General features: G+C 58.2%; 14 protein-coding genes, 1 tRNA gene and 1 riboswitch. Of the genes, 13 read left to right on the top strand and 2 right to left on the bottom strand.

From position 1 onward, the window contains the following. The first annotated feature begins 404 nt into the window (after positions 1–404). Together H8695_RS04465 and H8695_RS04460 are read left to right on the top strand one after the other, a co-directional pair. On the top strand, positions 405–2,414 hold the full coding sequence (locus H8695_RS04465) for an LTA synthase family protein (protein ID WP_249299682.1): 2,010 nt from the start codon (positions 405–407) through the stop codon (positions 2,412–2,414). A 103-nt stretch (positions 2,415–2,517) separates the two neighbouring features. Further along, positions 2,518–3,945: an S-layer homology domain-containing protein gene (locus H8695_RS04460; protein ID WP_249300264.1), complete on the top strand. Its 1,428-nt coding sequence runs from the start codon at positions 2,518–2,520 to the stop codon at positions 3,943–3,945. Positions 3,946–4,017: 72 nt separating this feature from the next. Here H8695_RS04460 and H8695_RS04455 read toward each other — a convergent pair whose 3' ends face one another. Beyond that, a complete protein-coding gene (locus H8695_RS04455; RefSeq protein ID WP_249299681.1) occupies positions 4,018–5,088 on the bottom strand; it encodes an NAD-dependent epimerase/dehydratase family protein in 1,071 nt (356 codons plus the stop codon). Positions 5,089–5,295: 207 nt separating this feature from the next. On the opposite strand from H8695_RS04455, the gene H8695_RS04450 reads away from it, so the two are divergent. The 6 genes from H8695_RS04450 (at position 5,296) to H8695_RS04425 (ending at position 11,124) form a co-directional block, all read left to right on the top strand. Next, positions 5,296–5,868, top strand: coding sequence for a TetR/AcrR family transcriptional regulator C-terminal domain-containing protein (locus H8695_RS04450; protein WP_249299680.1), 573 nt, complete (start codon positions 5,296–5,298; stop codon positions 5,866–5,868). Between the two features lie 105 nt (positions 5,869–5,973). After that, on the top strand, positions 5,974–7,089 hold the full coding sequence (locus H8695_RS04445) for a M23 family metallopeptidase (RefSeq protein WP_249299679.1): 1,116 nt from the start codon (positions 5,974–5,976) through the stop codon (positions 7,087–7,089). Position 7,090: 1 nt separating this feature from the next. Further along, entirely contained in the window at positions 7,091–7,705 is a 615-nt protein-coding gene (locus H8695_RS04440) for a zinc metalloprotease (RefSeq protein WP_249299678.1), read from the top strand. Positions 7,706–7,912: 207 nt separating this feature from the next. Beyond that, a riboswitch (cyclic di-GMP riboswitch) is annotated at positions 7,913–8,003 on the bottom strand. A 192-nt stretch (positions 8,004–8,195) separates the two neighbouring features. After that, positions 8,196–10,037 (top strand): TIGR03960 family B12-binding radical SAM protein, encoded by a 1,842-nt coding sequence (locus tag H8695_RS04435; protein ID WP_249299677.1) that lies wholly within the window; start codon positions 8,196–8,198, stop codon positions 10,035–10,037. Further along, positions 10,024–10,665 carry a TIGR03936 family radical SAM-associated protein gene (locus tag H8695_RS04430; RefSeq protein ID WP_249299676.1) on the top strand — a complete coding sequence of 214 codons (642 nt, stop codon included), beginning with the start codon at positions 10,024–10,026 and terminating at the stop codon, positions 10,663–10,665. The genes H8695_RS04435 and H8695_RS04430 overlap by 14 nt, the downstream gene beginning before the upstream one ends. Positions 10,666–10,677: 12 nt before the next feature. After that, positions 10,678–11,124, top strand: coding sequence for a C-GCAxxG-C-C family protein (locus tag H8695_RS04425; protein ID WP_249299675.1), 447 nt, complete (start codon positions 10,678–10,680; stop codon positions 11,122–11,124). Between the two features lie 48 nt (positions 11,125–11,172). Here the strand turns inward: H8695_RS04425 and H8695_RS04420 are convergent, their stop codons facing one another. Next, entirely contained in the window at positions 11,173–11,712 is a 540-nt protein-coding gene (locus H8695_RS04420; protein ID WP_249299674.1) for a methylated-DNA--[protein]-cysteine S-methyltransferase, read from the bottom strand. A gap of 238 nt (positions 11,713–11,950) precedes the next feature. On the opposite strand from H8695_RS04420, the gene H8695_RS04415 reads away from it, so the two are divergent. From H8695_RS04415 to H8695_RS04395, 5 genes are all read left to right on the top strand, one after another. Beyond that, positions 11,951–12,027, top strand: a tRNA-Pro gene (locus H8695_RS04415). Between the two features lie 476 nt (positions 12,028–12,503). After that, positions 12,504–12,698 (top strand): hypothetical protein, encoded by a 195-nt coding sequence (locus H8695_RS04410; RefSeq protein ID WP_249299673.1) that lies wholly within the window; start codon positions 12,504–12,506, stop codon positions 12,696–12,698. Positions 12,699–12,864: 166 nt separating this feature from the next. Further along, entirely contained in the window at positions 12,865–15,318 is a 2,454-nt protein-coding gene (locus tag H8695_RS04405; protein WP_249299672.1) for a helix-turn-helix transcriptional regulator, read from the top strand. Positions 15,319–15,434: 116 nt separating this feature from the next. Next, the gene (locus H8695_RS04400; RefSeq protein WP_249299671.1) at positions 15,435–15,683 is read left to right on the top strand and encodes a DUF2442 domain-containing protein; all 249 of its coding nucleotides are present in this window, start codon (positions 15,435–15,437) and stop codon (positions 15,681–15,683) included. Between the two features lie 382 nt (positions 15,684–16,065). Next, complete coding sequence (locus tag H8695_RS04395; RefSeq protein ID WP_249299670.1) at positions 16,066–23,760, top strand: InlB B-repeat-containing protein; 7,695 nt, start codon at positions 16,066–16,068, stop codon at positions 23,758–23,760. The last annotated feature ends 41 nt before the right edge of the window (positions 23,761–23,801 follow it).

Raw genomic sequence — 23,801 nt, 5'->3', positions numbered from 1 at the left:
ATTTTTCACGGTTTCTTCATAGATTTTACAGTCCATTTGTGATAACATGGTTGAGACTTTACAGAATCGGAGCGATCCCTTTGGCGAAACACCGCAAACCGAGGCGCGCACGCGCCCCAAAAAAGAAAACGGCGGCCCTGGGCAAAACACAGGGCCGCAGACCGGCAGGCAGGTCAGAGACAACTGCGCGCGGCGGCTTCTGGCAGAGCTGCCGCACAGCTGTGTGCGCCGGCGGCAGAGCCATCCGTGCCGCCGGGAGACGCCTGTTGCGCGGCTTACGCACTGCCGTGGGGCAGATGCGGCGTGCCTTTCATGCGGCAGGGAGCTTTTTTCGCAGAATTTCAGGCGGCTTACGCCGTCTGAAAACCGGCTTTCACGGCGTGGTGCTGCGAGGGAGGGCACGCATGCGCGTCCGCCTTTCAAGGGGGCGGCTCCGGCTGCGGCAGCTGTTCGCGCCGGTGCGCCGGCTCCTGGCGCCTGAGGCTCCTTTCGGCCGCTTTCGCAGGGGCGCAGGCGCGGCGCTGTACCGGCTCGGCGCGCCCTTTCGCGCAGTGGTGCGCGGCTTCGAGCGCGCGCTTCCGCGCCGCAGCGCGCGGGCGCGCGTGGCGACGGTGCTTTTGGCCCTCGGCTTTCCAATCTTTGTCGCGGTGACGGTCGAGGCCATTCACTACGCGAGCTTTGCGCGGGCGCAGGAACTCTTTGCAGGGAACCCGGCGGCGCTGGCGGTAGAGGCATTTGTCATTGGGTCTCTCTTTGCGCTGCTCGTCTTTCTGTTCAAGCGGCTCGCACCGGCGGCGCTTGTCACGGGCGGTGCGTTCTTTCTCATGGCGGCGGTGAGCTACTTTAAAATGGAGCGCACGGGTGTGCCCCTGCTGCCGTGGGATTTTCTGATGATATCCCGGCTCGACTCCATCGCAGGGATGGGGGGGAGCTATGTCCTGACGCCCGCCATCTGGACGGGTTTTGGCATTCTGCTGCTGTTTGTGCTTCTCTTTGCGTTGCTTCGCGCGCGGCTGCCGCTTCGTGCGCTGGTGCGCCTGCCTGCGGCGCTCGCCATTGCAGCCGTGCCGATTCTCTGCTACAGTGCGACGGCGATTCACACCACGCTCTTCTATGACTGGATGGGCCTCTCGCTGCAGGATACGCTCTTTCAGGAGCGCAACTACGCGGCCAACGGTTTCTTCGGGGGCTTTTCGGTGAACATCGACAACCTGCGCCTGAGCGCGCCGCAGGAGTACGACGAAGTCACCATGAACAAGCTGTTGACCTACTACCCGGCGACGCCTGCCGAGGAGGACTTTGCAAACCCCGATGTGATTGTGATTCTCGGAGAGGCTTTCTGGGACCCGACGCTGCTGCCGAATGTGGAGTTTTCCGCCGACCCGCTCGAGCACTTTCGCGCCCGCGGACAGCAGGGGCAGATCGGCTCCATCGCTGTGCCCTCCTTTGGCGGCGGTACGGTGCGCACCGAGAGCGAGGTGCTGCTCAGTGTCTCCATGCGTGAACTGCCCGAGGGCGTTCTTCCATACCAGCAGTATGTCAAGGGACCGACCGAGTCGCTCGCCTCGCTCTTTCACGAGCAGGGATATGAGACGCTCGCGCTGCACACCTTTCAAAAGAGCTTTTACGACCGCGACAAGGCCTATCCGCTTCTCGGCTTTGACGCCTTTTACGATCTTGAGGACTTTGACGAGCCCGTCACCCGAAAGGGTCCCTACTGCTCGGATGACTATTTTGCCGACCGGCTGATCGACTTGCTCGAGCTGCCCAGAGAGGATGACCAGCCGCGCTTTGTCTTCGGCATCACCATGCAGGACCACGGTCCCTATGAGAAGCTCTACACCGAGCACGCCATCGACGTGACGAGCGAGCGCCTGTCGCCGGAGAATCTCGATCTGGTGCAAAACTACACCGAAAACATCCATGATATGGACTTGATGCTCGAGAAAATCTGTGCAGCCATAGAGAAGAGCGGCAGACCGACGGTGCTTGTCTTTTTCGGCGATCATCTGCCCACTCTCGGCGGGTACTACGCGGCCTTTGCCGACAGCGGCTTTGTGAGCTCGGGCGATGCGAGTCTCTGGTCGAACGAAGAGCTCAAGAGGGCCTATACGACGCCGGTGCTGGTCTGGTCGAACACCGGTAAGATCACGCTCGACATCACGGATGTGTCGGCATTTCTTCTGATGCCCCAGGTTCTTGAGAGCATCGGCGCGCCGCGCAGCTCGCTGCACAACTTCCTGCTCGACTACCGCGAGCAGCTGCGCTCGGCCACGGCCCGTTTTGTCGAGTCGGCTGACGGCGAGCTCTACTCCGCAGCGCAGGGTGCGTCGCTCTATGAGGATCTGCTCAAGACCCATCAGCTCTATATATACGATCTGCTGCTCTCACAGGAGGAGCAGGCCGACCCCTAAATTTTAACGTACTGTGAACAACCGGCTTGTCCGGTTGTTTTTTGTGGAGCAGACGACTATAATGAATCTATCTTTCATCTGGGAGGAAAACGCTGTGAGACGCATGAGAAAACGCGCGGCCGCCGCCATGCTTGCCATGGCGCTGCTCCTGGGCGCCTTTTCGGCCGCGGCAGGGCCCGCTTTTGCCTCGCGCATTACGGCGGCCGATGTCCCGGGCGCCGTGGAACAGCTCGCATCCTCCCTCGGGGTCAGAATCACCGATGAGAGCGGCGGTGCGCTCACGGTGGCCCATCTGCGAAACTTTGAGTCGGCGGTGGACGGCTACTCTGCCGCGCTCTTTCGCGAGATGACGGACTTTTACAAAAAGACCTATTCGCTCACCTTTACCGTGCGCTATGTTGCCGATACGGGGCAGGAGTACGACGGGCTCTCAGAGCTCTACCCCGACAAGGGGGTGTGCCGGCTGAGCCTCGTCGTAGGGCGCGGCACTGACGAGCTCACCGCCGCCCATGAGATCGCCCACTTTCTGACCTATCCGCTGCTGGCGAACAGCACGGCGCTCTACGGCTATCCCGATCCGTCTGACAAGGCGCTGACGGCGAAGCTGTCCCCCTACAACAACGGGCTGCTCTATGAGCACAACTACTATCTCTCCGAGCTCGGTCTGTCCGGCTCCTATGAGCTTGGGGCGGGCGATCTGATCCCGAAGAGTGTCCGTGACAGCTGGCTCTCCTACCAGGACGAGGTGTGGCGCCGCTTTGGAGCGGATCAGATCTTCTGGGACCGCTATGCACAGACCAACGTCATTGAGGACATTGCGACCATTCTCGGCGAGGTGGTGGCAAACCCCGTTTCCTCGCGCACACGGCTTCTGTCGAGCACCGCGCTGCGCGGCAAGTTTGACACCATTCGCGAGCTGATCGGCGGCCTCTTTGCGTCGGCGTCAAAGGCGGATGTGTTCACGCTTCTCGAGCGGGAGGAAACCCCCGACGCCTGGGCGCAGCCGGAGGTGAAAAAGGCGATTGAGCGGGGTCTTTTCCCTGAGCAGATGCGCCATGACTATACAGAGCCCATCAGCCGCGCGGACTTTTGCGCGCTGCTTGTGCCGCTGTTTGAAAAGTCCCTCGGGAAAGACCTTGAGACCCACTGCAAGACGCTCGGTCTGCGGCTCGACAAATCGCCCTTTGCCGACACCGACGATCTCGCGGTCCGCATGATGGCGGCGCTCGGCGTTGTCGACGGCAGGGGAAACGGCGTGTTTGACCCCTCGGGAGCAATCACCCGCCAGGAGGCGGCAAAAATGCTGCGCCAGGCCGCGTCTTTTCTAGGCGCCAAAAGCCCGACCGGTACCTCGCGAACCTATCACGACACGGGGCGCTTTGCGTCATGGGCGCGTGTGCCGATCGACTATGTGACGCGTGCGGGCATCATGAACGGCATCAGCGAGGACAGTTTCGGGCCAACCGAGACCTACTCCCGCCAGCAGGCTGTCGTGACCGTCAACCGGCTCTTTGACTATCTGCTGAGGTGAGGACGGCGGGTCAATGGATTCGCTTTCTGCAAAAGGAAAAGCAGTCGCTCAGCGCGGCTGCTTTTTGTATGCCTAGACTGTGTTTTTTGCTCTGCGTCGTACACGCGGCGCACGGCGGGACCTTGCGGTGCGCCCCTCGCGTGTGAGCCACTCGACGGTGTCACGGATAGTCTGTTCAAGTGGGCGGGGGGTGTAACTGAGCTCGTGCGCGGCCTTTTCGTGGCTGTAGAGGGCGTTTGAACCCAGTGTGTGAAGCGAGTAGGAATTGAACAGAGGCGGCTGCTTTTTGAGCTTATAGTAGAGTGCGCACAGCGGCACACCTATGTGTGCGAGCCACAGCGGCGCGCAGCAGCGGACCCGCCGCCCACCGCCGACCGCATGGAGTGTTTCGAGCAGCTCGCTCACCGAAACATAGCGCCCGGTGAGCAGATATCCCTCACCCCGCCGTCCGCGGTCACAGCAGGACACGATGCCCCGCGCGACGTCGCGCACATCGACAAAGTCATACCCGCCGCGCACGCCCGCCGGAAGTCTGCCCTGGCAGAAGTCAATGACCAGCTGCGTCAGATGGCCGCGGCCAAAATCGAGCGGGCCGAGTATGCCGCTCGGAAAGACGACACAGGCATCAAGATCTCGCCGAGCCGCCCGGAACACCTGTGCGGTCGCCTGCGCCTTGCTTGCGGCATAGGGGCCCACCACGAGGGAGGCGTCGAAGATGGCCTGCTCGGTCATGATCTCACCGCGCGGCAGCTCGGGAATGGCGTGAACCGAGCTGACATACACCAGCCGGCGCACGCCGCTGCGCTCGCATTGGCGCAGGACATTTTCCGTCCCGGTGACGTTGACGTCGTAGACGCGCTGTTCAAACCTGGACGAGGTGGATACAACACCGGCGCAGTGGATGACGATGCGTTCGCAGCCCTGCGGCAGGGTAAAAAAGCGCTGTAGAGAACGCCGGTCGAGCACATCGCCCTCGATGAGCTCGACATCCGCCGGCAGCCGCCGTGCCGCAGGATCACCAGGCAGCACAAGAGCGCGCACCCACCGGCCGCGACGCAGCAGTTCGCGCACAACAGCCTGGCCGAGATGCCCGGCGCCGCCCGTTACGAGATAGCAGACGGGTTGGTTTTGAAACTGTGTCATAGGGCTCCTCCGTGGGAAAGAACGATAAACAGAGTGAATGTTATCGAACAATCTGTTGAGTTTCTTTTTCATCTTTAGTATACTGAGCTTACCGGGCAGCGGCAACGGGCAGTTGTTCGCGGGCCTGTGCAAAAATGGGCAGATGAATGGAAAGCTGTGCGATAACGCTGTGTGCAATTGAAAACTTTCTGTGAACGGAGTGGTTTTGTGAATCCGAACAAGATGGATCGTCGTGTGCGCTACACAAAGTCCGCGCTGCGTGAGAGCCTGCTCGAGCTGCTGCGCGAGAAACCCATTGGCAGAGTGACGGTGGCCGATCTGTGCCGGCGGGCCGATATCAACCGAAACACATTCTATGCCCACTATCAGAGCCCCGGGCAGCTGCTGCTTGAAATTGAGGATGAGCTCTTTGAGGAGATCAGCCGTTCGCTTCGGGAGAGCAACCTCTCCGTGGGGAGCATCGATGGTCTTCTCGAGGAGATTTTACAGCTGATTGCGCAGAACAGCGACCTGTGCGCCATTCTCTTTGGAGAGTTTGGCGACAAGGACTACATTCGCAAGATCATGTACATTGCCCACGACGAGAGCATGCGCCAGTGGGGAACCGTGACAAGTCTGTCACAGACTCAGCTCGAGCGCATCTATACGTTTGTTGTCAACGGCAGCGTTGCCGTCATCAGCGAGTGGCTCGCGGGCGGCGCAAAGGAGAGCACGCGCGAGATCGCCGATTTTATCAATGCCATGAGCGCGAAAGGCCTTGGAGCCTATTTCAAAGCATAGAAAAAGCCGCCCGAATTCGGGCGGCTTTTTCCTGTCATCTGGTCTAAGCGGGAGAGCTTTTCCATACAATTGTAATAAGATTTCACCGCTTGAGGAGGATGACCGATGCAGAGGAACCCGCACAGGAGGGGCGCGGTGCGCCACCGCCCGCCCGCGCCGCGCCGGCGCAGTGCGACAAGGACAAAGAGAGGGACGCCCGGAACCATTCCCAAATCACTCAAATTCCAGCTGATTGCCTCCGCGCTCATCCTGGTGTTCGCCATTGGCATTGCCAACATGAAAAACGCGGTGACGGCGCCGGTGATGAAGTCCTTTCAGAAAGGTCTGACCCAGAGTATGGATTTGGAGGACCTCAACCGGATGCTGCGCGACTTTGCAAAGAGTGTACCGGTCTTCTCGGGCTTTTTTGAGGAGGAAGAGGGCGTGCCGGTGTTTGAACCGACAGACGGGACGGGTGGCACCGGGACGGACAGCGAGCCCGGGAACACCGACAATCCGGACCCGGCAGAGGAGGGGGCAGACCCGCCGCCCGGCGAGCCGGAGACCTCGTATGACGACGATGGCGAGATTCTGGACGTCTACGAAGATGAGCAGGGAGAGCTGGCGCCGACATCGGCAATCGGGGGTGGCGATCTCCAGACACTCTCCCTGATAGAGGACTTTGGAACAGAGGATTTGGCGGAGATAGCCGGTAGCTACTATACCGGCTATCTCACTTATTACACCGGACTTTTGGAGCAGGCACACGATGAGATCGAGCACAATCGTCTGCTCGCGCAGATGGCTGAAATGGAGCTGCCTGACAATGCAATTGACGAGAAGATCGACCTCGGCGTCAAGCTCAAAATGCCGCTGTCCGGCACGATGACCTGTGACTTTGGCTACCGCATTCATCCCATCACGGGGAAGATCGGCTTTCACTCCGGCGTTGATCTCGGCGCCGCCACGGGCACAACAATCAAGTCGGCCGCCGCGGGTACGGTCATTGAGGTGGGCACCTCGGCCGTCTACGGAAAATATGTCATTGTGGAGCACTCAAACAAGCTCAAGACATTCTACGCCCACATGAGTAAGACGTCGGTCAAGCAGGGAAAAAAGGTGAAAGCGGGAACCAAACTCGGCGAAGTCGGTTCGACCGGCGTCTCAACCGGGCCGCATCTGCACTTTGAAATCCGCTACGACGGCAAGGTGGTCAATCCGCGAAAGATACTGGGGTTCTGATATGATCCGAATTGGAAAGCTGCGCGCCAGTCCCATTTTTTTTGCGGTAATCGGCTTTTTTGCCATTGTGGACGGCAGCCGCTTCATGCTCTATACTCTGCTGTCGGCCATGTTGCACGAGTTGGGCCATCTCGCGGCGCTGCGCCTGTGCGGCGCACCGGTCGAAGAGGTGGTGCTGCGCCCCTTTGGTATCAACATCGTCATGGGCGGCGGGAGGATGATCGGCTACCGACAGGAGATTGCCGTCGCCCTCGCAGGACCGCTCTGCTCGGCGGTGCTTGCCGCCGCGCCCTATCTCTGGTGCGTGTTGGTCAGACCGTTTGAAGACGCGCTGTTTCTCTCGGCGATCAATGCGGCGCTCACTTTGCTGAATTTGCTGCCCATCGGCGATCTTGACGGCGGGCGGGCGCTGCGCTATGCGCTGCTGCTTACGCTTTCTCCCGATACGGCCGAGGGGGCCTTTGACCTGGTGACGCTGCTGCTGCTCGTGCCGCTGTCGGTCGGGGCGGTCTGGCTGCTGATCACGACCCGCTACAACTTCTCTCTGGTGTTGGTGTGCGCGTATCTTCTGGCGAGGCTGGTGAGGCGCAGAAGCGGGTCGCCTGCGGCGCTGTGAGTCCATAGAAATGAAAAAGAGCCGCCGAAGGGATTAGTCGGCGGCTCTTTTTCGTACGCAGGGATAAGAGAAAATCCATTGCTGCGATTACGACTGCATCTGTTGCAGTTTTGGAAAGTGTGTGTGGCAGGTTGAAACCATGTTGAGGTTCATGATCTCAACCAAGCGCAAGTATCCCCAGAACCGTTATGGAGGGACGATTCTGCGGATAGCAACTGACGACCATACCCGCGGAGGGGCGGGCTTAGGCTCTGAAGCTTTGCGTCGCTGTCTTTCAACAGCTTTGCCTTTTTTTCATCATAGCACAATATCCATTTTCTGGGAAGCCCCTTTTTTAAAAATATCGTAAAATATTGTTGTTTTTCGTGAGAATCTCTGAAAAAGAGGGAGGATTTGAAAAAAATTGTCAGATGCGGTATCATAAGACCAGCCGCGGCTGTCGAATCCATTCGGTTTTGGCCAAAAATAGCCGCGCGTTGGAGGAAAATTTTTGCTGGAATTGAAGTACGCGCTGTCAAAAGTGCAGAAGCCGGCGCGCTATGTCGGCGGCGAGGTAAACAGTGTCGTCAAAAATCGAGCCGATGTGCGGCTTCGCTTTGCGTTCTGCTTCCCCGATCTGTATGAGATCGGCATGAGTCATCTGGGAATGAAAATTCTCTACGGTGTACTCAACAACGAGAGTGACATCTGGTGCGAGCGGGTCTTTGCGCCCGCAGCGGATATGGAGGGAGAAATGCGCGCCAGGGGCATTCCGCTCTTCGGCATCGAGAGCCGCGACCCGGTGAGTGAGTTTGATCTGGTGGGCTTCACCCTGCAAACGGAGCTCTGCTACACCAATGTAGTCAACATGCTGGATCTCGCGCAGATCACCCTGTATGCCTGCGAGCGCCGTGAGGACGAGCCCTTTGTCTGCGCGGGAGGGCCCGTCGCCTACAACGCGGAGCCGGTGGCAGATTTTTTTGACTTTTTCATGCTTGGTGAGGGAGAGGAGGTCATTCTGGAGGTCTCGCACCTTGTGCGCGACGAGCGGGCAAAGGGAACTGCGCGCAGCGAGATACTGTGGAAACTGGCGCAGATCGAGGGAATCTATGTGCCGGGCTTCTACGATGTGAGCTATCGGGGTGATGGCACCGTCGAGGCGGTCTCGCCGAACCGGCCGGGCGTTCCCGAGCGGGTGCGAAAGCGCATTGTGCAGGATCTTGACAGGATGTACTATCCGGAGTACTTCGTCGTGCCGTTTTGCGACATTGTCCACGACCGGGCCATGGTGGAGGTCTTCCGCGGGTGTATCCGCGGCTGCCGCTTCTGCCAGGCCGGAAACATCTACCGGCCCATCCGTGAGAAGTCCGTTGAGACGCTCAACGAGAATGCAAAGCGCCTGATCGCCTCGACCGGCTACGAGGAGATCTCCCTGTCCTCGCTGTCGACGAGCGACTATCCGCAGCTCGAGCGGCTCGCAGACACGCTGCTCGACTGGTGCGAGGCCGACAAGGTCAGTCTGTCGCTGCCGAGTCTGCGGGTGGACAACTTCTCCACGGAGCTGATGCAGCGGGTGCAGCGGGTGAGAAAGGGCGCTCTGACCTTTGCGCCCGAGGCCGGAAGCCAGCGCATGCGCGATGTCATCAACAAGAACGTCACCGAGCAGCAGCTTCTCAAGACCGTATCCATCGCGTTTGCGGGCGGCTGGTCGGGTGTCAAGCTCTACTTTATGATCGGTCTGCCGGGCGAGACGATGGAGGATGTGCTCGGCATCACGGAGCTTGCAAAGAAAGTGCTCGATGTCTACTATGCCACCGAGAACCGTGCGCGCGGGCGGGGCGCTGTCGTGACGGCGAGCGTCGCGGGCTTTGTGCCCAAGCCCTTTACGCCCTTTCAGTGGGCGGCACAGGATACCGTCGAGCAATTTGTGGGCAAGCAGCAGGCTCTGCGCGAATCGGTGCGCACCAAAAAGATCTCGCTGCACTGGCATGAGAGCAAAGTGAGCTTTCTCGAGGCGGTCTTTGCGCGCGGCGACCGGCGGCTATCCAAAGTCATTCTGGAGGCGTGGCGCAGGGGTGCGAAGTTCGACGAGTGGGACGACAGCTTCCGCTTTGAGACCTGGCTTTCGGTCTTTGAGGACTGTGGGCTGGACCCCGCGTTTTACGCAAACCGTGAGCGCCCCTTTGACGAGGTGCTCCCGTGGGACCACATCGACATCGGTGTGAGCAAGGCCCATCTGATCCGGGAGGCGAAGCGCGCTGCGGCGGCCGAGCCGTCGCCGAACTGCCGCGAGCAGTGTCTGGGCTGCGGAGCCGCGGCTCTGAATGGGGGGTGCTGTGTTGGAATCGGTTAGAATTCAGCTTGTCAAAGAGGGAACGGCAGTCTACATCTCCCACCTGGATTTCATGCGCTGCCTGACCCGGGCAATCAAGCGGGCGGGACTGCCTGTCTGGTACACGGAGGGCTTCAATCCCCATCCGCACCTGGTCTTTGCTCTGCCGCTGTCGCTCGGCTTTGCAAGCGACACCGAGCTTCTCGATGTGCGCCTGACAGAGCCGTTGGACCACGAGGAGACAGCCCGCCGTCTGAACGAGCAGTTACCCGCGGGAGTTCGTGTTACGGCAGTCTACACCCCCGAGCGGGACTTTCGTGAGATTGCGGCGGCGCGCTACGATGTAAAAGTGGAGTGCGACTGGACGCCGGAGGCGGTACAGGCCGTACTTGCCGAGGAGCAGCTGCCGATGGAGAAGAAGTCAAAGAGCGGTATGCGTACGGTTAACATCCGGGAGTATATGCTCCATGTGACCGTAGAGCCCACGTCGGACGGCGTGGCGCTGAACGCACTGCTCAAGGCGGGCAGCGAGCAGAATCTCAACCCGGAGCTACTGGTCATGGCGCTCTCGGCGCGCCTCGGGGAACCAAAGTATGCGGCTTACCGCAGGCGAATGCTCTATGACGCGAATTTGAGAGAATTGAAATAGGGGGATTTGAGTATGACAAGAGACAAATTGGCAAACAGCTACCACGAACGGGGGTTCAACTGCGCGCAGGCCGTACTTGCGAGCTTCTGCGCTGAGACCGGGCTTGACGAGCGCACGGCGCTTGCTGTTGCGGGCGGCTTTGGCGGCGGGCTGCGCCACGGCGACGTCTGCGGCGCGGTCAGCGGTGCGATCATGGCCATCGGCCTGACGCATCCCTATAACACCGAGGGTGACGCGGCGGCCAAGGGAAAGATTGCCGAGCTCACCCGCGAGTTTCACCGCCGGTTTTTAAAGAGCCATCCGGCGCTGACCTGCCGTGAGCTGCTGGGCGTCGACATCTCCACGCCCGAGGTGCTCGCCGAGGCGCAGAGCAGCGGCCTGATGAAAGGGCGCTGCCCGGGCTTCATCGGTGACGCGGCGCTGCTGTGCGAGCAGCTTTTGAACGAGCAGAAACAATGACGCAAGAGCGGCGCCCCGCGGGGCGCCGCTCTTTTTGATGGATGGAATTTACAGCGCGGTACCCTTTTTGGGCACGCTCAGCCGGGAGAGATCGACGCCCTCAAGCTCGAGCAGTCTGATCTTATTATCAATGCCGCCGGCATACCCCGTCAGGCTGCCGTTAGAGCCGACAACCCGATGACAGGGGATGATGATGGAAATGGGGTTGTGGGCCACAGCGCCGCCCACGGCCTGGCCCGACATGCTCGGACGGCCCTGTTTGGCGGCGAGTTTTTTTGCGATTTCGCCGTAAGTGGTCAACTCGCCGTAGGGAATCTCGCAGAGAAGCTTCCAGACCTCCCGACGAAATTCGCTTCCGGCGGGGTTCAACGGCAGCTCCGATACTGCAGGCTTTTTGCCGGAAAAGTAACGCTCAAGCCACTCTTTGACCTGCCGAAACAGGGGCAGATCATCGCGCCGCTGCGGCGCAGTACGCAGGGTGGCCTGAAAGTATTTTTGCCCCTCGATCCAGAGCCCCGCGAGGCTGTCGCCGTCCCCCACGAGAGTAAGCGGCCCAACGGGCGACGGCAATTGCGCGCTGTAGTACATGGCAGTCCCCCCACTTTCGGTTTGGTGAATTTAATATATGGTATCACAATTTGGCAGTGTCGACAACATTTCTCTACCGGTCGAGGGTCTCCATAAAACAGACGAAAATCCGGATTGCTGCCGGCTTGGCAGCCGCATGAATACGAATGCGATCTCGTGCGGTAGCCGTACTTTTTGTCGAGAAGCAACCGGGGGGTTGCAAAGCGAAGCTAGGTGTGTTATACTAATTTTCGCAAATCGGGGTGTAGCGCAGTTTGGTAGCGTGCTTGAATGGGGTTCAAGAGGCCGGGAGTTCGACTCTCCCCACTCCGACCAAAAGTATAGGGTAAAAAAGCTATTTGCTCAAAAAGCGAGTGTTTTCAAGCCCCACAAGGCCCTTTTGCTTAAATGCAAAAGGGTCTTGAAATTTGGATATTTTGCGGGACGGGCCACAAACTGGCCCGACTCAAACCCGCGTAGAACCAGATAAATCAGTCCAATGAGAGGCCGAGATTTCGAAAAGAAATCTCGGCCTCTTCTTTTTTCAGGGGGCGATCAGCCTCCGTGTGCCTGCACAGAGGCACGGTCATTTAAAAACTGAATGCAGTGATTAAGGGCCAGGCTTTCGCTTCAGAAATCCTGGCCTTTTTTATTTCAAGCAAAGAAAGGTTGAGCAGGATATGAACGAAAGATTTTTCAACGAACTTTCCTACAGACTGACACAAGAAGGCATTGATGCAGGTCCGCTCCAAAATGATACGCTCCCCCTCAGACTTGACGGGCAGGAAGTCGGTGCCCTAACCGACGGAGGGGTGGCCCGAATCTACAAGGAGCATCTGGACACCTCCGGCGTATTGGACCTGTGCTTTCGGGCCGGCCACATTGCTATGGAGGTCTGGACCTACATGAATCAGATGGAGCAGGTGCCTCCACTGAAAGCAATGAGCCTGAATGATCCGTATAAGCTGCTGGTGGAATTCAACGGCTATCTGTCGTACCACTTTTGAAATTTCCCTCTTCCGAATGGGTTGGGGGCATTTCGTCGTATTTCAGGCCGTTTTACAACTGAAACCGGCTTGCTGTAATTGCTACTCCTAAAAATCACCCATTCAAGGGAGTGACAAACAGGATTCATTCTTTTATAATGAAACTGGGAAGAAATGGGGTGATTGGATGGAGCAACTCTATTTTTCGGAAGAAATTACCGAAAAGCTCTCCCGGCTGCATCAGTGCGGCCTCTCTATGCTGGAAGCGCCAGCGGGATATGGCAAGACCACCGCGGTCCGCTGGGCCATGCGGGATATTCCCTCTGAACAGGTCCATTGGTTTACGGCGGTGAGCTTCCAGCAAGACAGTAGTCTGGACTGGTTTGTCCAACAGATTAGCCGGCTGAATAAGGCGGCCGGCGAGTCCCTACGTCAGTTAGGATTTTTGAACCGCAGCAATGTGGGCGAAGCTGCGGATATTCTCTCCGAAATCTCTGTTCCGGAGCCCTGCTACTTGATTCTCGACAACTTCCAGATGATCGGAGATAACTGGCCGTTGCCACTCCTGCGAGCCATGGCAGATCGGGAGCGGGACGGACTACATATGATACTGATTTCCCAAAACTTTGGGAGTCTGCGGGCGGTGTTTGAAAACACGGCTGGCATCTACCGTCTTGCCTCCCGCGAATTGCTTCTCAGTCGCAGAGATATTTCGGAGTACGGCCGGCAGCTTGGGCTGGAACTTTCCAGGCAGCAGGCGGAGGTTATTTATCGGAATACCGAGGGTTGGGCCGCTGCGGTATCTCTGTATTTTGAAAACTTGCGTGAGAATGGCAGTGCTTTACCGGAATTTCGGGATATAGATGGACTCCTCCAAGAGTTTTTCTGGCGAAAGATTTCCCGAGAGGAACAGGAACTGATTCTGAGAGTATCTGTATTTGACTGTATTCGGGAGGAACAGCTGTCTCAGATTGCCCCCAATCAGGAGGCAGAGCTATACAATCTCCTTGTGCGCATTCCACTTCTGCTCCACGACCGTCGTACCCGTGCCGGGTATCCCCATGAACTGCTGCGTAATTTTCTCCTGCGAATGTTAGCGGAGATGCCGCAGGATTTTCGTGGGCAGGTTTATAGCGCTGCTGGAGAGATCTATCATGAGGCAAACAACACCTCAAAAGCCGTGGAATGTTTTTTCCGAGCAGACAATGATGAGAAGTTACTTTCTTGTCAACTGGTTGGACTGCTGAATGAAACCTTTGGTGCCCTCAGCTATACCGAGCTTGCGCAGACGGTTCTCTCCCGATGTTCCCGTGCCGTTCTTTCCCGCCATCCCATATCTATGCTGCGGCTGTGTCTGGCGCTGTTTGCGGGTGTGGATTTTGACGGCTTCGAGGCCGCCCTGGAGCAGAGTCGGGACATCCTTGAGGAGAGCGGCGACCCCCAACTGATGGGCGAATGGTACATGGTGTCCGCATTCCGGGAATTTCCTAACATTCCCGCAATGAAAGCCCGGTATCTGGCGGCGGAGCAGTTGATGAGTGCCCCTTCCGCCCTGTTCACGCCGAAGGAGCCCTATCTGTTTGGCACCACTTCCATGTGGTATCTGTTTTACCGTACACCGGGAAAAATGATGGAGACGGCGGAGGAACTGCGGGAGATGCTGGAGGTCTATGATCGACTGACTAATCACCATGGGGCCGGGGCCTATGAGCTGTATCTTGGCGAGGCCCTCAGCGTGCAGGGACGCTTCGACGAATCGGACATCTATGCCCACCGCGCGGCCCTGCTGTCCGAGCGGTGGCAGAGCGCCACGGTCACCTACGGCGCGGCGTTGCTGCTGGGGATCAACGCCATCTATCAGTCGGATATGATCTCCCTGCAAAAAGCCATCGAGTATTTGGAAACCAAGGCGCTGGCCTATCCGTTTCTCCAGCATACCGCCATCAACACCCAGATGGCAGAAACAGTGCGTACATATCTTTTGGGTCTGATGATGGAGCCGGACCGCTCCGCGGTGTGGGCCAGGGGGGCGTCGGATATGCTGGACGACCTGACCTTTACCAATTTTATGGCAAAGACCAACCGCATCACCGACCTGATCCTGCGAAAGGAGTACAAGCGGGCCATTGCCAGTGTGGAGGCGTCCCTCCAACTGGACAGCCGCCTCATCTCCCTGTCCACCCGCAACTTTATGTACGTGGGACTGGCCCTGTGCTACCTGGCCATCGGGTCGATCCCAAAGGCGGCGGACTATCTGGAGCAGTCTCTGACGCTGGCGGAGGAGGATCGGAACTTTACCTTCCTGGCCTGCTTCCGAAAATATCTTTCCGTCCTGTTCCTGCTCCCCTCCATTCGGAAGAAGCATGAGCGGGCCATTGTGGAGATCAAGGCGTTGGAGATCCACTATACCAAAGCGGAGGAGAGCCGGATCTTCGCCATGCTGGAAAAGCATCCAGATCAGATGGGAGAGCTCAGCGACCGGGAGCGGGAGGTGGCCCAGTTGGCGGCGGAGGGTCTGCGGAACAAGGAGATCGCCGCAAGGCTCTTCATCTCCGAGGAGACGGTCAAGAGTCACATCCGAAGCATTTTCAACAAGACCAGCATCGACCGCCGAAGCAAACTGGTGGATCTGCTGAAATAGTCCCTCAAAAATCCCCCTTTCGGGGGAGGCGGACAGCATGGAATTTCTGTATGATAAAAGCAGAAATCCCATGCTGTTATTTTATGCCGTTATTTATGCACAAGGGAGGCGATTAGATGAATTCCATAGGAGTAACATTGCAGGTGCTACCTGAGTATCGGTTGAAGCTGTGTTTTCTCAATGGCAGCGAGGCCATCGTGGACATGCGGCAACGGATTCATGCCATTCGATTTGGACGCTTGGCTTCACCGGAATTGTTCGGCACAGCAAGGCTGGAAGACAGCGAGGTGGTCTGGGATGATGGTAACTATCGCGTCCGGGCATCCATCAACGAGCTGCTGGACTCCATGCAAATGGACGGATGAGGAGGAAATGCTATGAAAAAGTGATGATTGAGTCCGCAACTGAAGTTCTTTGTGATCCTGCCTCCACTGCCCACCATAGCGCTGGCATGCATCAGCCCGTTTGCACAACAGAGGCTGAGGCGGTAAAAGGGGCCTGTGTCCTTTCCCGGAACGAATGTGGCGGTTTGACTCTGTCCAATAACCATGTTATCTCTGCAGTATCAGACGGTCACGATGCGGTTGGAAATGTGACTGAGCATCTATCTGAATCCATTGCATGGCTGTGGCTTCTAACTACCGTAGTGCCAACCGATTCGTATGCCGAGTAGGATATCAGTTCCATGCTTTTCAGATTATAGTAAAAAAGAGGACAAGAAAATTTGTAAGTAGGGGAGACTTCTGTATGAGCGTAAAAAAACTGACAGCAAAGCTGCTGATCGCCTGCATGCTGCTGGGTCTTTTGCCGATGAACATTCTTGCGGCGCCCGGCGGCGGGGCTGCGGATGTGTCGGAAATGAATGCCCTTGAGGCAATCGGCATTGACACAAGCGTGGCGCCGGAAGGGTATGACGCCAACGACACGTCCAACCCGTACGGCAAAGACGTTACCACCGTCAACCCGGTCGCCGAGCTTTTGCTCATGACCGAGCAAAAGCTGACGGGCGAAGAGGGGGCCGAAAGCACCTATTTCGACCTGAAGGCGACTCTCAACGGCCATGCCGACAAGGCGCTGGGCACCTACGTCGAGTTCATGGCCGACGGCCACTCCAAGGTCAATGCCGCCGCAAGGAGCCAGGCCGTTGCCAACACCGCGATTGCCGCCGGTGACGGCGTGCTGGTTGAAGGTGCCGTGCTGAAGAACACGGCCGGCGGCTTTGTGGCCACCGCCGTGGCGGCGGGCAACTTTGACGGCAACACCGAGGGCCTGGAAAAGCAGTATGCCCTTCTTTCGCTCAAGCGCAGCGAAGACGGCATGCCCGGCAGCCTTCAGCTGCAGGTTCTGGACGCCTACGACGGCAAGAGCGGCACCGCCCGCGCCAAGACGCTGGTTGCGGACTTCAGCTCCTTCGGAAACCCGGAGGACAGGGCCGGCTACACCTATCAGGCGCAGAACTACCTGCAAATGGCCGTCGGCGACTTTGACGGCAACGGAATCGACGAAATCGCCGTCTACATTCCCGACAGCGCCGCGCCCCGCATCGAGGTCTACCAGTACCAGCAAAAGACCGGTGCGAGCGACACCGCGTATCAGGATGTCGAGGGCAACTGGACGATCGCCTGGAACTACGACATCACCAAGATGGGCGCCTCGAAAAAATATGTGCCCAACATGGTATCGCTGCTGGCAGGGGACATCAACGAGGACGGCATCAAGGACCTTGCCCTGACGTACAGCTACTACTACGGAACCGACAACTACGATTCCGGCCGCGCCGCCGTCCTGTTCGGCGGGACGAATAACATGCTGAGCTCCTACCGCAACTTCCCGCTGGTCAGCTCAGAGGGCGACAGCATCGTCCGCGCAGCCTTTGCGTTCGGCGAGCTTACCGGGGTCGGAACCAACAGCCTGGTGCTGGGCGGCCAGTCGGCGAACGACTTGGCGGCGGGCAACATCTACTCCCGCTATGCCGCCATCTACAAGTTTAACGGCAGCGGCTTTACCATTGTAACCGACAAGAACTTTGACCTCTTTGCCAGGAATAAGCAGGGCGGTTACGAATATGCCTGCATGAATCGCAGCGGCAGTGACAAGGATATCTTCTATTCTTCTCCTCTGGCCGTTGCCAACTTAGCTGTCATCTCCAATGGGCTTTCCGAGCCTGCCACCCTCTATTTCGATAGCCTATACTTCGAATACGGCGATGCCGGCCTCGAGCTGAAGGCGGCATTGGATAAGACGGATGATTTTCAACATGCAGTAAGTTTGGGGTCTGATTCGCTAAGCCGCCGCTTTTACACGGAGTACGGCGCCGCCTCTGCCGATATCTTTGGCTTAGGCTATGATGCTTTGGGCACCATGCAGCATTTTATCCCCGTGAGTCTCACTTTGAAAGACTTGCTACCTGACTATCTGGAACAAGTCTACAGTCAGTCCTTTGACCTGAGCACACAAACCGGCTATGGCATCAGCGGAGAGACGTATTTCGTCATGGCGGGCACGGAGGCGAAGGTAAAAGCCGAAGCCGGCCAGGAGGGCGACGCCGTAAGTGAAGACGCGTCTTCCCCCGGCGTACAGTATGACAAAACATCTTTTATCAAGCACAAGAAGGTCAACACCAGCTCTTCCTTCGACTTTCCCAATACGGACAAGGATACTGCTTATCTGAAATATACAGGCAACCACTATTTTACTTACTCAAACCCTGAAGTGCTGGCGGTGCTGGCATCGGCACCTTACTTTGAGGATTTGTTGAATCGGGACGACCTCTCCGGCAATTACGCCGAGTCAACTACTTCCTATGCCAAAACAAAGAGCAGCGGCGACGGCGTAACCGCAGCGACGTCCATATCCGCAGGCACCTATGTCTCTTTCGAACAGGATATTAAGGTCTTCGGTATTACCGTGGCGTCCGTAGAAGCCAGCTTGGAGCTGAAAGCCGCCTTTACCTATGAGTTTGAGAAGACCTCCACCTTGGAGCAGTCCATTGAATATTCCACCGCCGTAGGCTCCGACGCCGTGGTGCTCTATTCCATCCCCGTGGTAGTATATGTTTATGACGCCTATACTCCGAATGGCAATGGCGGCTACGATCGCCAAGTCATGACCATTACTTCGCCGCATACTGCAGCCCAGCAGGTCATGGAGCTGGACAAGTACGAGGATATCGCCAGGGATTATGCGGAGTTGCCTCAAATCGCGGGCAATATTCTCACCCACACGCTGGGAGATCCCACCACCTATCCAACGAGCGCCGAGGGCTATAAGAACGCTCTGGTCTGGGATGACGACTATGCCGCAGTAGGGTACAGCGGAACCGGCGGCGGCATAGCGGTGACCCAATCCATTGACATGAGCACCGAGGAAAGCCACAGCTTCAGCGGCTCGGTGGAGCTTGAGACCAGCGCCGGTGCAGGCGCCGGTGGCGTGGTGGTAGGTGTCAAGGCCGGTGTCGAAGGCGGCGCGGGCTATGTCATGACCACCACCGAGGGCAGCACCTACACCGCATCCATGCAGAATATGCCTGCCGAGGCCGAGGAATTCGGCTATGGGCTGAGCTGGAAGCTCTTTGCCTACGAACAGGATTACTATGACGGCAAGGGCTGGAAGAGCATCCCCGTGGTCAACTATCTGGTCACGGATGTGGAAATGCCGCCCTGCCTGCCCACGGATTTTGCGCAGGATGTGGAACACACCACCGACGACACCGTGGTCCTCACCTGGAGCTACGACAAGAGCATCGCCGGGTTCCAGATTTACCGCTATTACGAGTTCCCCGACGGCACCGGCAGCTATGACCTGGCCTTTGTGCCGTTTGACAAGGGCGTGCCGCAGGGCGACGGCACCTGGCAGTTCAGCTACGCGGACACGAACCTGAGCCCGTACACGGACTACTATTACCAGATTCAAGCCGTTCGCGGCTACGCCCCCAACAACAGCATCAAGGGAGAAGTGCTGATTGCCCGCACCAAGACAGATGTAGGTTATCCCGAACTGAGCCTCTCCGGGTTGGATGAAAATGGACAGGTCTCCCTTTATCCCGATTCTCAGGAGACTGTCACCGTTCAGGTGGCTAACCCTGGCGACTATCCGCAGGGTATCAACTATCAATGGAAGATGCTGGTAAACGGGAAATGGACAGATGTCCCGGGTAAGACGTCCCCCGCCTATACCTTCCGCTCCTCCGGCTACAGCACGGCGGGTGCTTACCGCTGCCGCGTCAATGTGATCTACTGGGATGAGGCGCGCGGTGAGGAATACCTGATATCCGCCTATACGGATACCTTCGACGCTGTTTACAGTATGCGCAGCGCCAAGGTAGTCACTGCGCTGAGCGCCGATGTGGATCATAATGGCAAGCCGCATGCCAGCGTTTCCATTGAGAGCACCGCAAGCTCTCACAATGTGGCACCTACGGGCACCGTCACCTTTGAAATCACGGGCCTCAATTATTTCCGCTCCTACAATGTGGCGCTGACGGCACAGGGAAAAACAGCGACTGCAAACCTGACAGCGGAAATGACCTCCCAGTTGGATTCCGGTGTTTACCGGATTGCTGCTACCTACAACGGAAGCCGGGTATTCCTGCCCCTTGATTTGGGCAGCAGGGAAATTCTGTGCGGAGATACCGGCTATCGCCTGGCAATCTATGACAATAAAGGGAATGAAACCGACGCCGTCGTCTACGGCGACGGCTGGTCCTACAAGCTGATTCAATACACCAAGTCCGGTGACGGTGTCACACAGACGGTGATAGACACCGATGGCACCGAGACGCACGTCAAGGACAGCGGCAGCTTCGGTGCAAGCTGCACCGCCAGACTATACCGTCTGGGGGGCAACGGAGTCAGCTGGTACGGAAGCGGCTCCGGCCATTATAACGGCGGCAACTACGATTATGGCTGGGCATGGTATGCCGAGACCCCGGCGAGAGACTATCGTCTGGATGTCAGTTACGGCGGTGTTACCTATCAGACCAGGTTCTCCGTAACACCCCGCCACATCACCGTGGGCGTAAGAGGCGGGCGGACCGTCCCGCAGTATGAAGTCGAAGACAACATGCCGGAGCTTTATGTAAAAGAGGCGAACGGCCTTGTCTACGGCGACGCGCTGAGCGCCGCGGTTGCCGGGCACACCGATTTCGTGTCCATGCACGTCTACAACACCGGCGGCCGTGACGTCGGCCTGGACCAGTCGACGCTGCCGGGCAGCTACACGGTAACCGGAGAAGTCAACCCGAACAATGTGGTGCAAATCGAAGGCGAAAACAAATACGGGGACACCCCCACATCCAAAAACGGCCAGAAGTACGTCGTCGGCGGCATCACCTACGGCGGCAACTATCTGGTGACCTTCGAGCCGGCCACCTATATCGTCACCGGCAAGCAGTTTCCTGTGACTGCGGAAGTCGGCACGGTCAACGGCAACCCGGCAGGTACCATCGAATTGATTTCCCCAGAGGCAGTCGCACAGGAACAATTGACTGCTCCCGGCGTTACATTCAGCAACGGCACGTCGCTGCTCTTCCTGGCAAAGCCATATGAAGGGTATCAGATCAAGAGCTGGACGGTAAAACGCGGCGATAACGAACCTGCCGCGGAGAACGGTAGCAACCCGACTCTGTCCTGCACCATGCTCTCGGAACCGCTGCATGTAGCGCTGGAATTTGAGGTGGAGCAGCACAAGCTTACTGTAACCAACCGCACACCAGACGCCGGCTCGGTGGTCATGCCGAATAGCTTTGCCAACGGCGCTACAACCACCCCGGGTGCAGAATTGACATTCAAGGCGATAGCCGCTGAGGGCTACCATTTCAGCCACTGGGAATTTGTGGTAGGCGGCAGTAACACGCGTTACGATGGTGATGAAGTTACCATCACCATGCCAAAGAGAAATGCGGACCTTTACCCTGTTTTTGTCCGGGACAGCTATGTGCTCACCCTTGCTGACAACCTCCGCGCGAGCTACACATGGGATCATGACGATAATGCGGCAACCGAGCCTATCACCCGTTATGTAGCTTCCGGCGCAAGAATACCAGGCGACACAGAGGTGACGGTTGAGGCGGCGCCGGGCTACGAGATCGCAGCCGACGCGCGCTGGAAGGTCGACGGCGCCGTTCTCTGCACCGAAACCCCCAACCCGGACTACGACCCGGAGGCCGAGGCCGGGGAGGACAACCTCGAATACCTGCCCTACACAGGGAGTCGCTATACCTTTACCCTGCTGAAGAACACCGAGGTGAGCACGCTGGCGGAGCTGGGTCATTACGACCTGAGCCTTTCCACCGGAAAGGGCACCGTCACCGTCGTCTACGGCGATACGACGGACACCGTGACCTCGGAAGAAGGGTCAAAGACGATTTCCGGGGTGCCGGGCGCCACGGCGATCACGCTGACGGCCCAGCCCGATTACGGCTACGTCTTTGATTACTGGAAGGTGGACGGCATGGCCGCGGACGACAGCGGCGCGGTATACAACATTCTGAAGCTCAGCGCCGACACCGCGGTTGAGGCGGTATTCAAACGGGCCAACGCCCGCACCGTCAGCGGCACCTTCAACGCGCTGGAGGGCGAAGTCCGCTATCAGGTGCTCGACAAGAACGGAACCGAGCAGGCCGCGGGCGAATACACCGGAGGAAGCATCGACGCCTATGACGGCGACACCGTGGTGATTTTTGCCGAGCCCAAGGCAAGCTACATGGTCGGCAAGTGGACGGTGAACGGAACGGTCTACGACAGCGACCACAGCAAGACGAAGCGATTTGAAAGCATCATGGATGATGTTGTTTTTGACATTGACTTTGTTCCCCAGAGCTATTACACCGTCCATTACAGCGTCGTGGGCAATTACGGCGCGGGAGAGGGCGGCACCATTCGGTCCGCGACGACCGACACCGTTCCCTTTGCATCCGGAAAGACCGATGTAGGCGGCGGCTCCACCGTGGTGATTACAAGCGAGCCTGCTGCTGGATGGATGGTCAAGGAATGGAAAATTGACGATGTGGCGGTTGCCAACGCAAAGGATCCTACGGCAGTCTACCAGGGCGATGTGCTCACCATCGACGCCCTCAGTGGAAATGAAGAGGTCGTAGACATCACGGTGGAGTTCCAGAAAGTGGTTTCCTACGATGTCACGGCTGTGGACGGCGAGTCCTGGACGGTCACGTGGGACAACGAGAACGACGTGCGCAAGAGCGGCGACAAGGTGCTTCAGGGCGAGACGCTTGTGTTCACCGTCAGGGCGATGGCCGGCTACCGGCTGGCGGAGGTCACCGCCGAAGGGGACAGCTTCGACCGCATTGTGGACAACCAAGACGGCAGCAAGACCTGCACGGTTTACGCCCTCGGAGACAATCTCACCGTAGGGGCGCGGACGAAAAAGCTGCATGCGGTGACCGCGCTTGAGGCGGTAAACGGCACGGTCTCCGCCGCGCCGAAAATCGCGGCGGCCGGCGATGCCGTGGTCATCACCGTGACGCCGGACAACAACTACCGGCTGAACAAGCTTACCGCCACCTACATGGACGGCGAGAACGTAGAGAAACTGAGCATTTCCACCGAACGCAGCTTCATCATGCCCGACGCCGATGTTGAGGTTTCGGCCACCTTTGAGCGCGCCGGAAGCAGCGGCACGGGCGGCGGCGGAGCCGTGGCCCCCACCTATACCGTCATAGTTGATGATTCCCAAAACGGCGAAGTGACCGCAAACCATAGCAGCGCTTCCGAGGGTGAAACCGTGACCCTGATCGTTGTGGCTGACAAGGGCTATGAGCTGGATGTGCTGACCGTGACCGACGAGAAGGGCGTCAAAGTGAAGCTGACCGAACAAAACGGCGCGTTTATCTTTACCATGCCCGCGTCGAAGGTTACGGTAAAGGCCGCCTTTGCCCAGGTCGAGGTCAAGCCGCAGAATCCGTTTGTGGACGTTCCCGACGACGCCTACTTCACCGAAGCGGTGCTCTGGGCCGTGCGCGAGGGGGTCACCACCGGCACCAGCGCCACCACCTTCAGCCCCGACGACAGTTGCACCCGCGCGCAGACGGTGACCTTCCTGTGGCGTGCCGCCGGGTCCCCCGCGCCCATGGGCAGCGAGATGCCGTTTGACGACGTCCCCAAGACCGCTTACTACTACCACGCGGTTCTGTGGGCCGTGGAGCAGGGCATCACCTCCGGAACCACTGCAACCACTTTCAGTCCCAACGCCACCGTGACCCGGGCCCAGACTGTCACCTTCCTGTGGCGTGCTTCTGGTTCTGAAGTGATTCAAGCTGCTACCCCGTTTATGGATGTGAAGCATGGTATGTACTACTATAACGCCGTGGCGTGGGCTGTTGAAAATGACATCACCAGCGGTACCAGCCAAACCACCTTCAGCCCGACTCAGAATTGCACCCGCGCCCAGATTGTGACATTCCTTTGGAGATTTATGGGCAAGTAAACGGGGGTAGCATTCTTCCAGATCTACGAGGGGGGCGGGCC

This window comes from Feifania hominis (genome assembly GCF_014384765.1).
Classification (GTDB): Bacteria; Bacillota; Clostridia; order Oscillospirales; family Feifaniaceae; genus Feifania; species Feifania hominis.
This window is presented reverse-complemented; position numbering and strand designations above follow the sequence as displayed.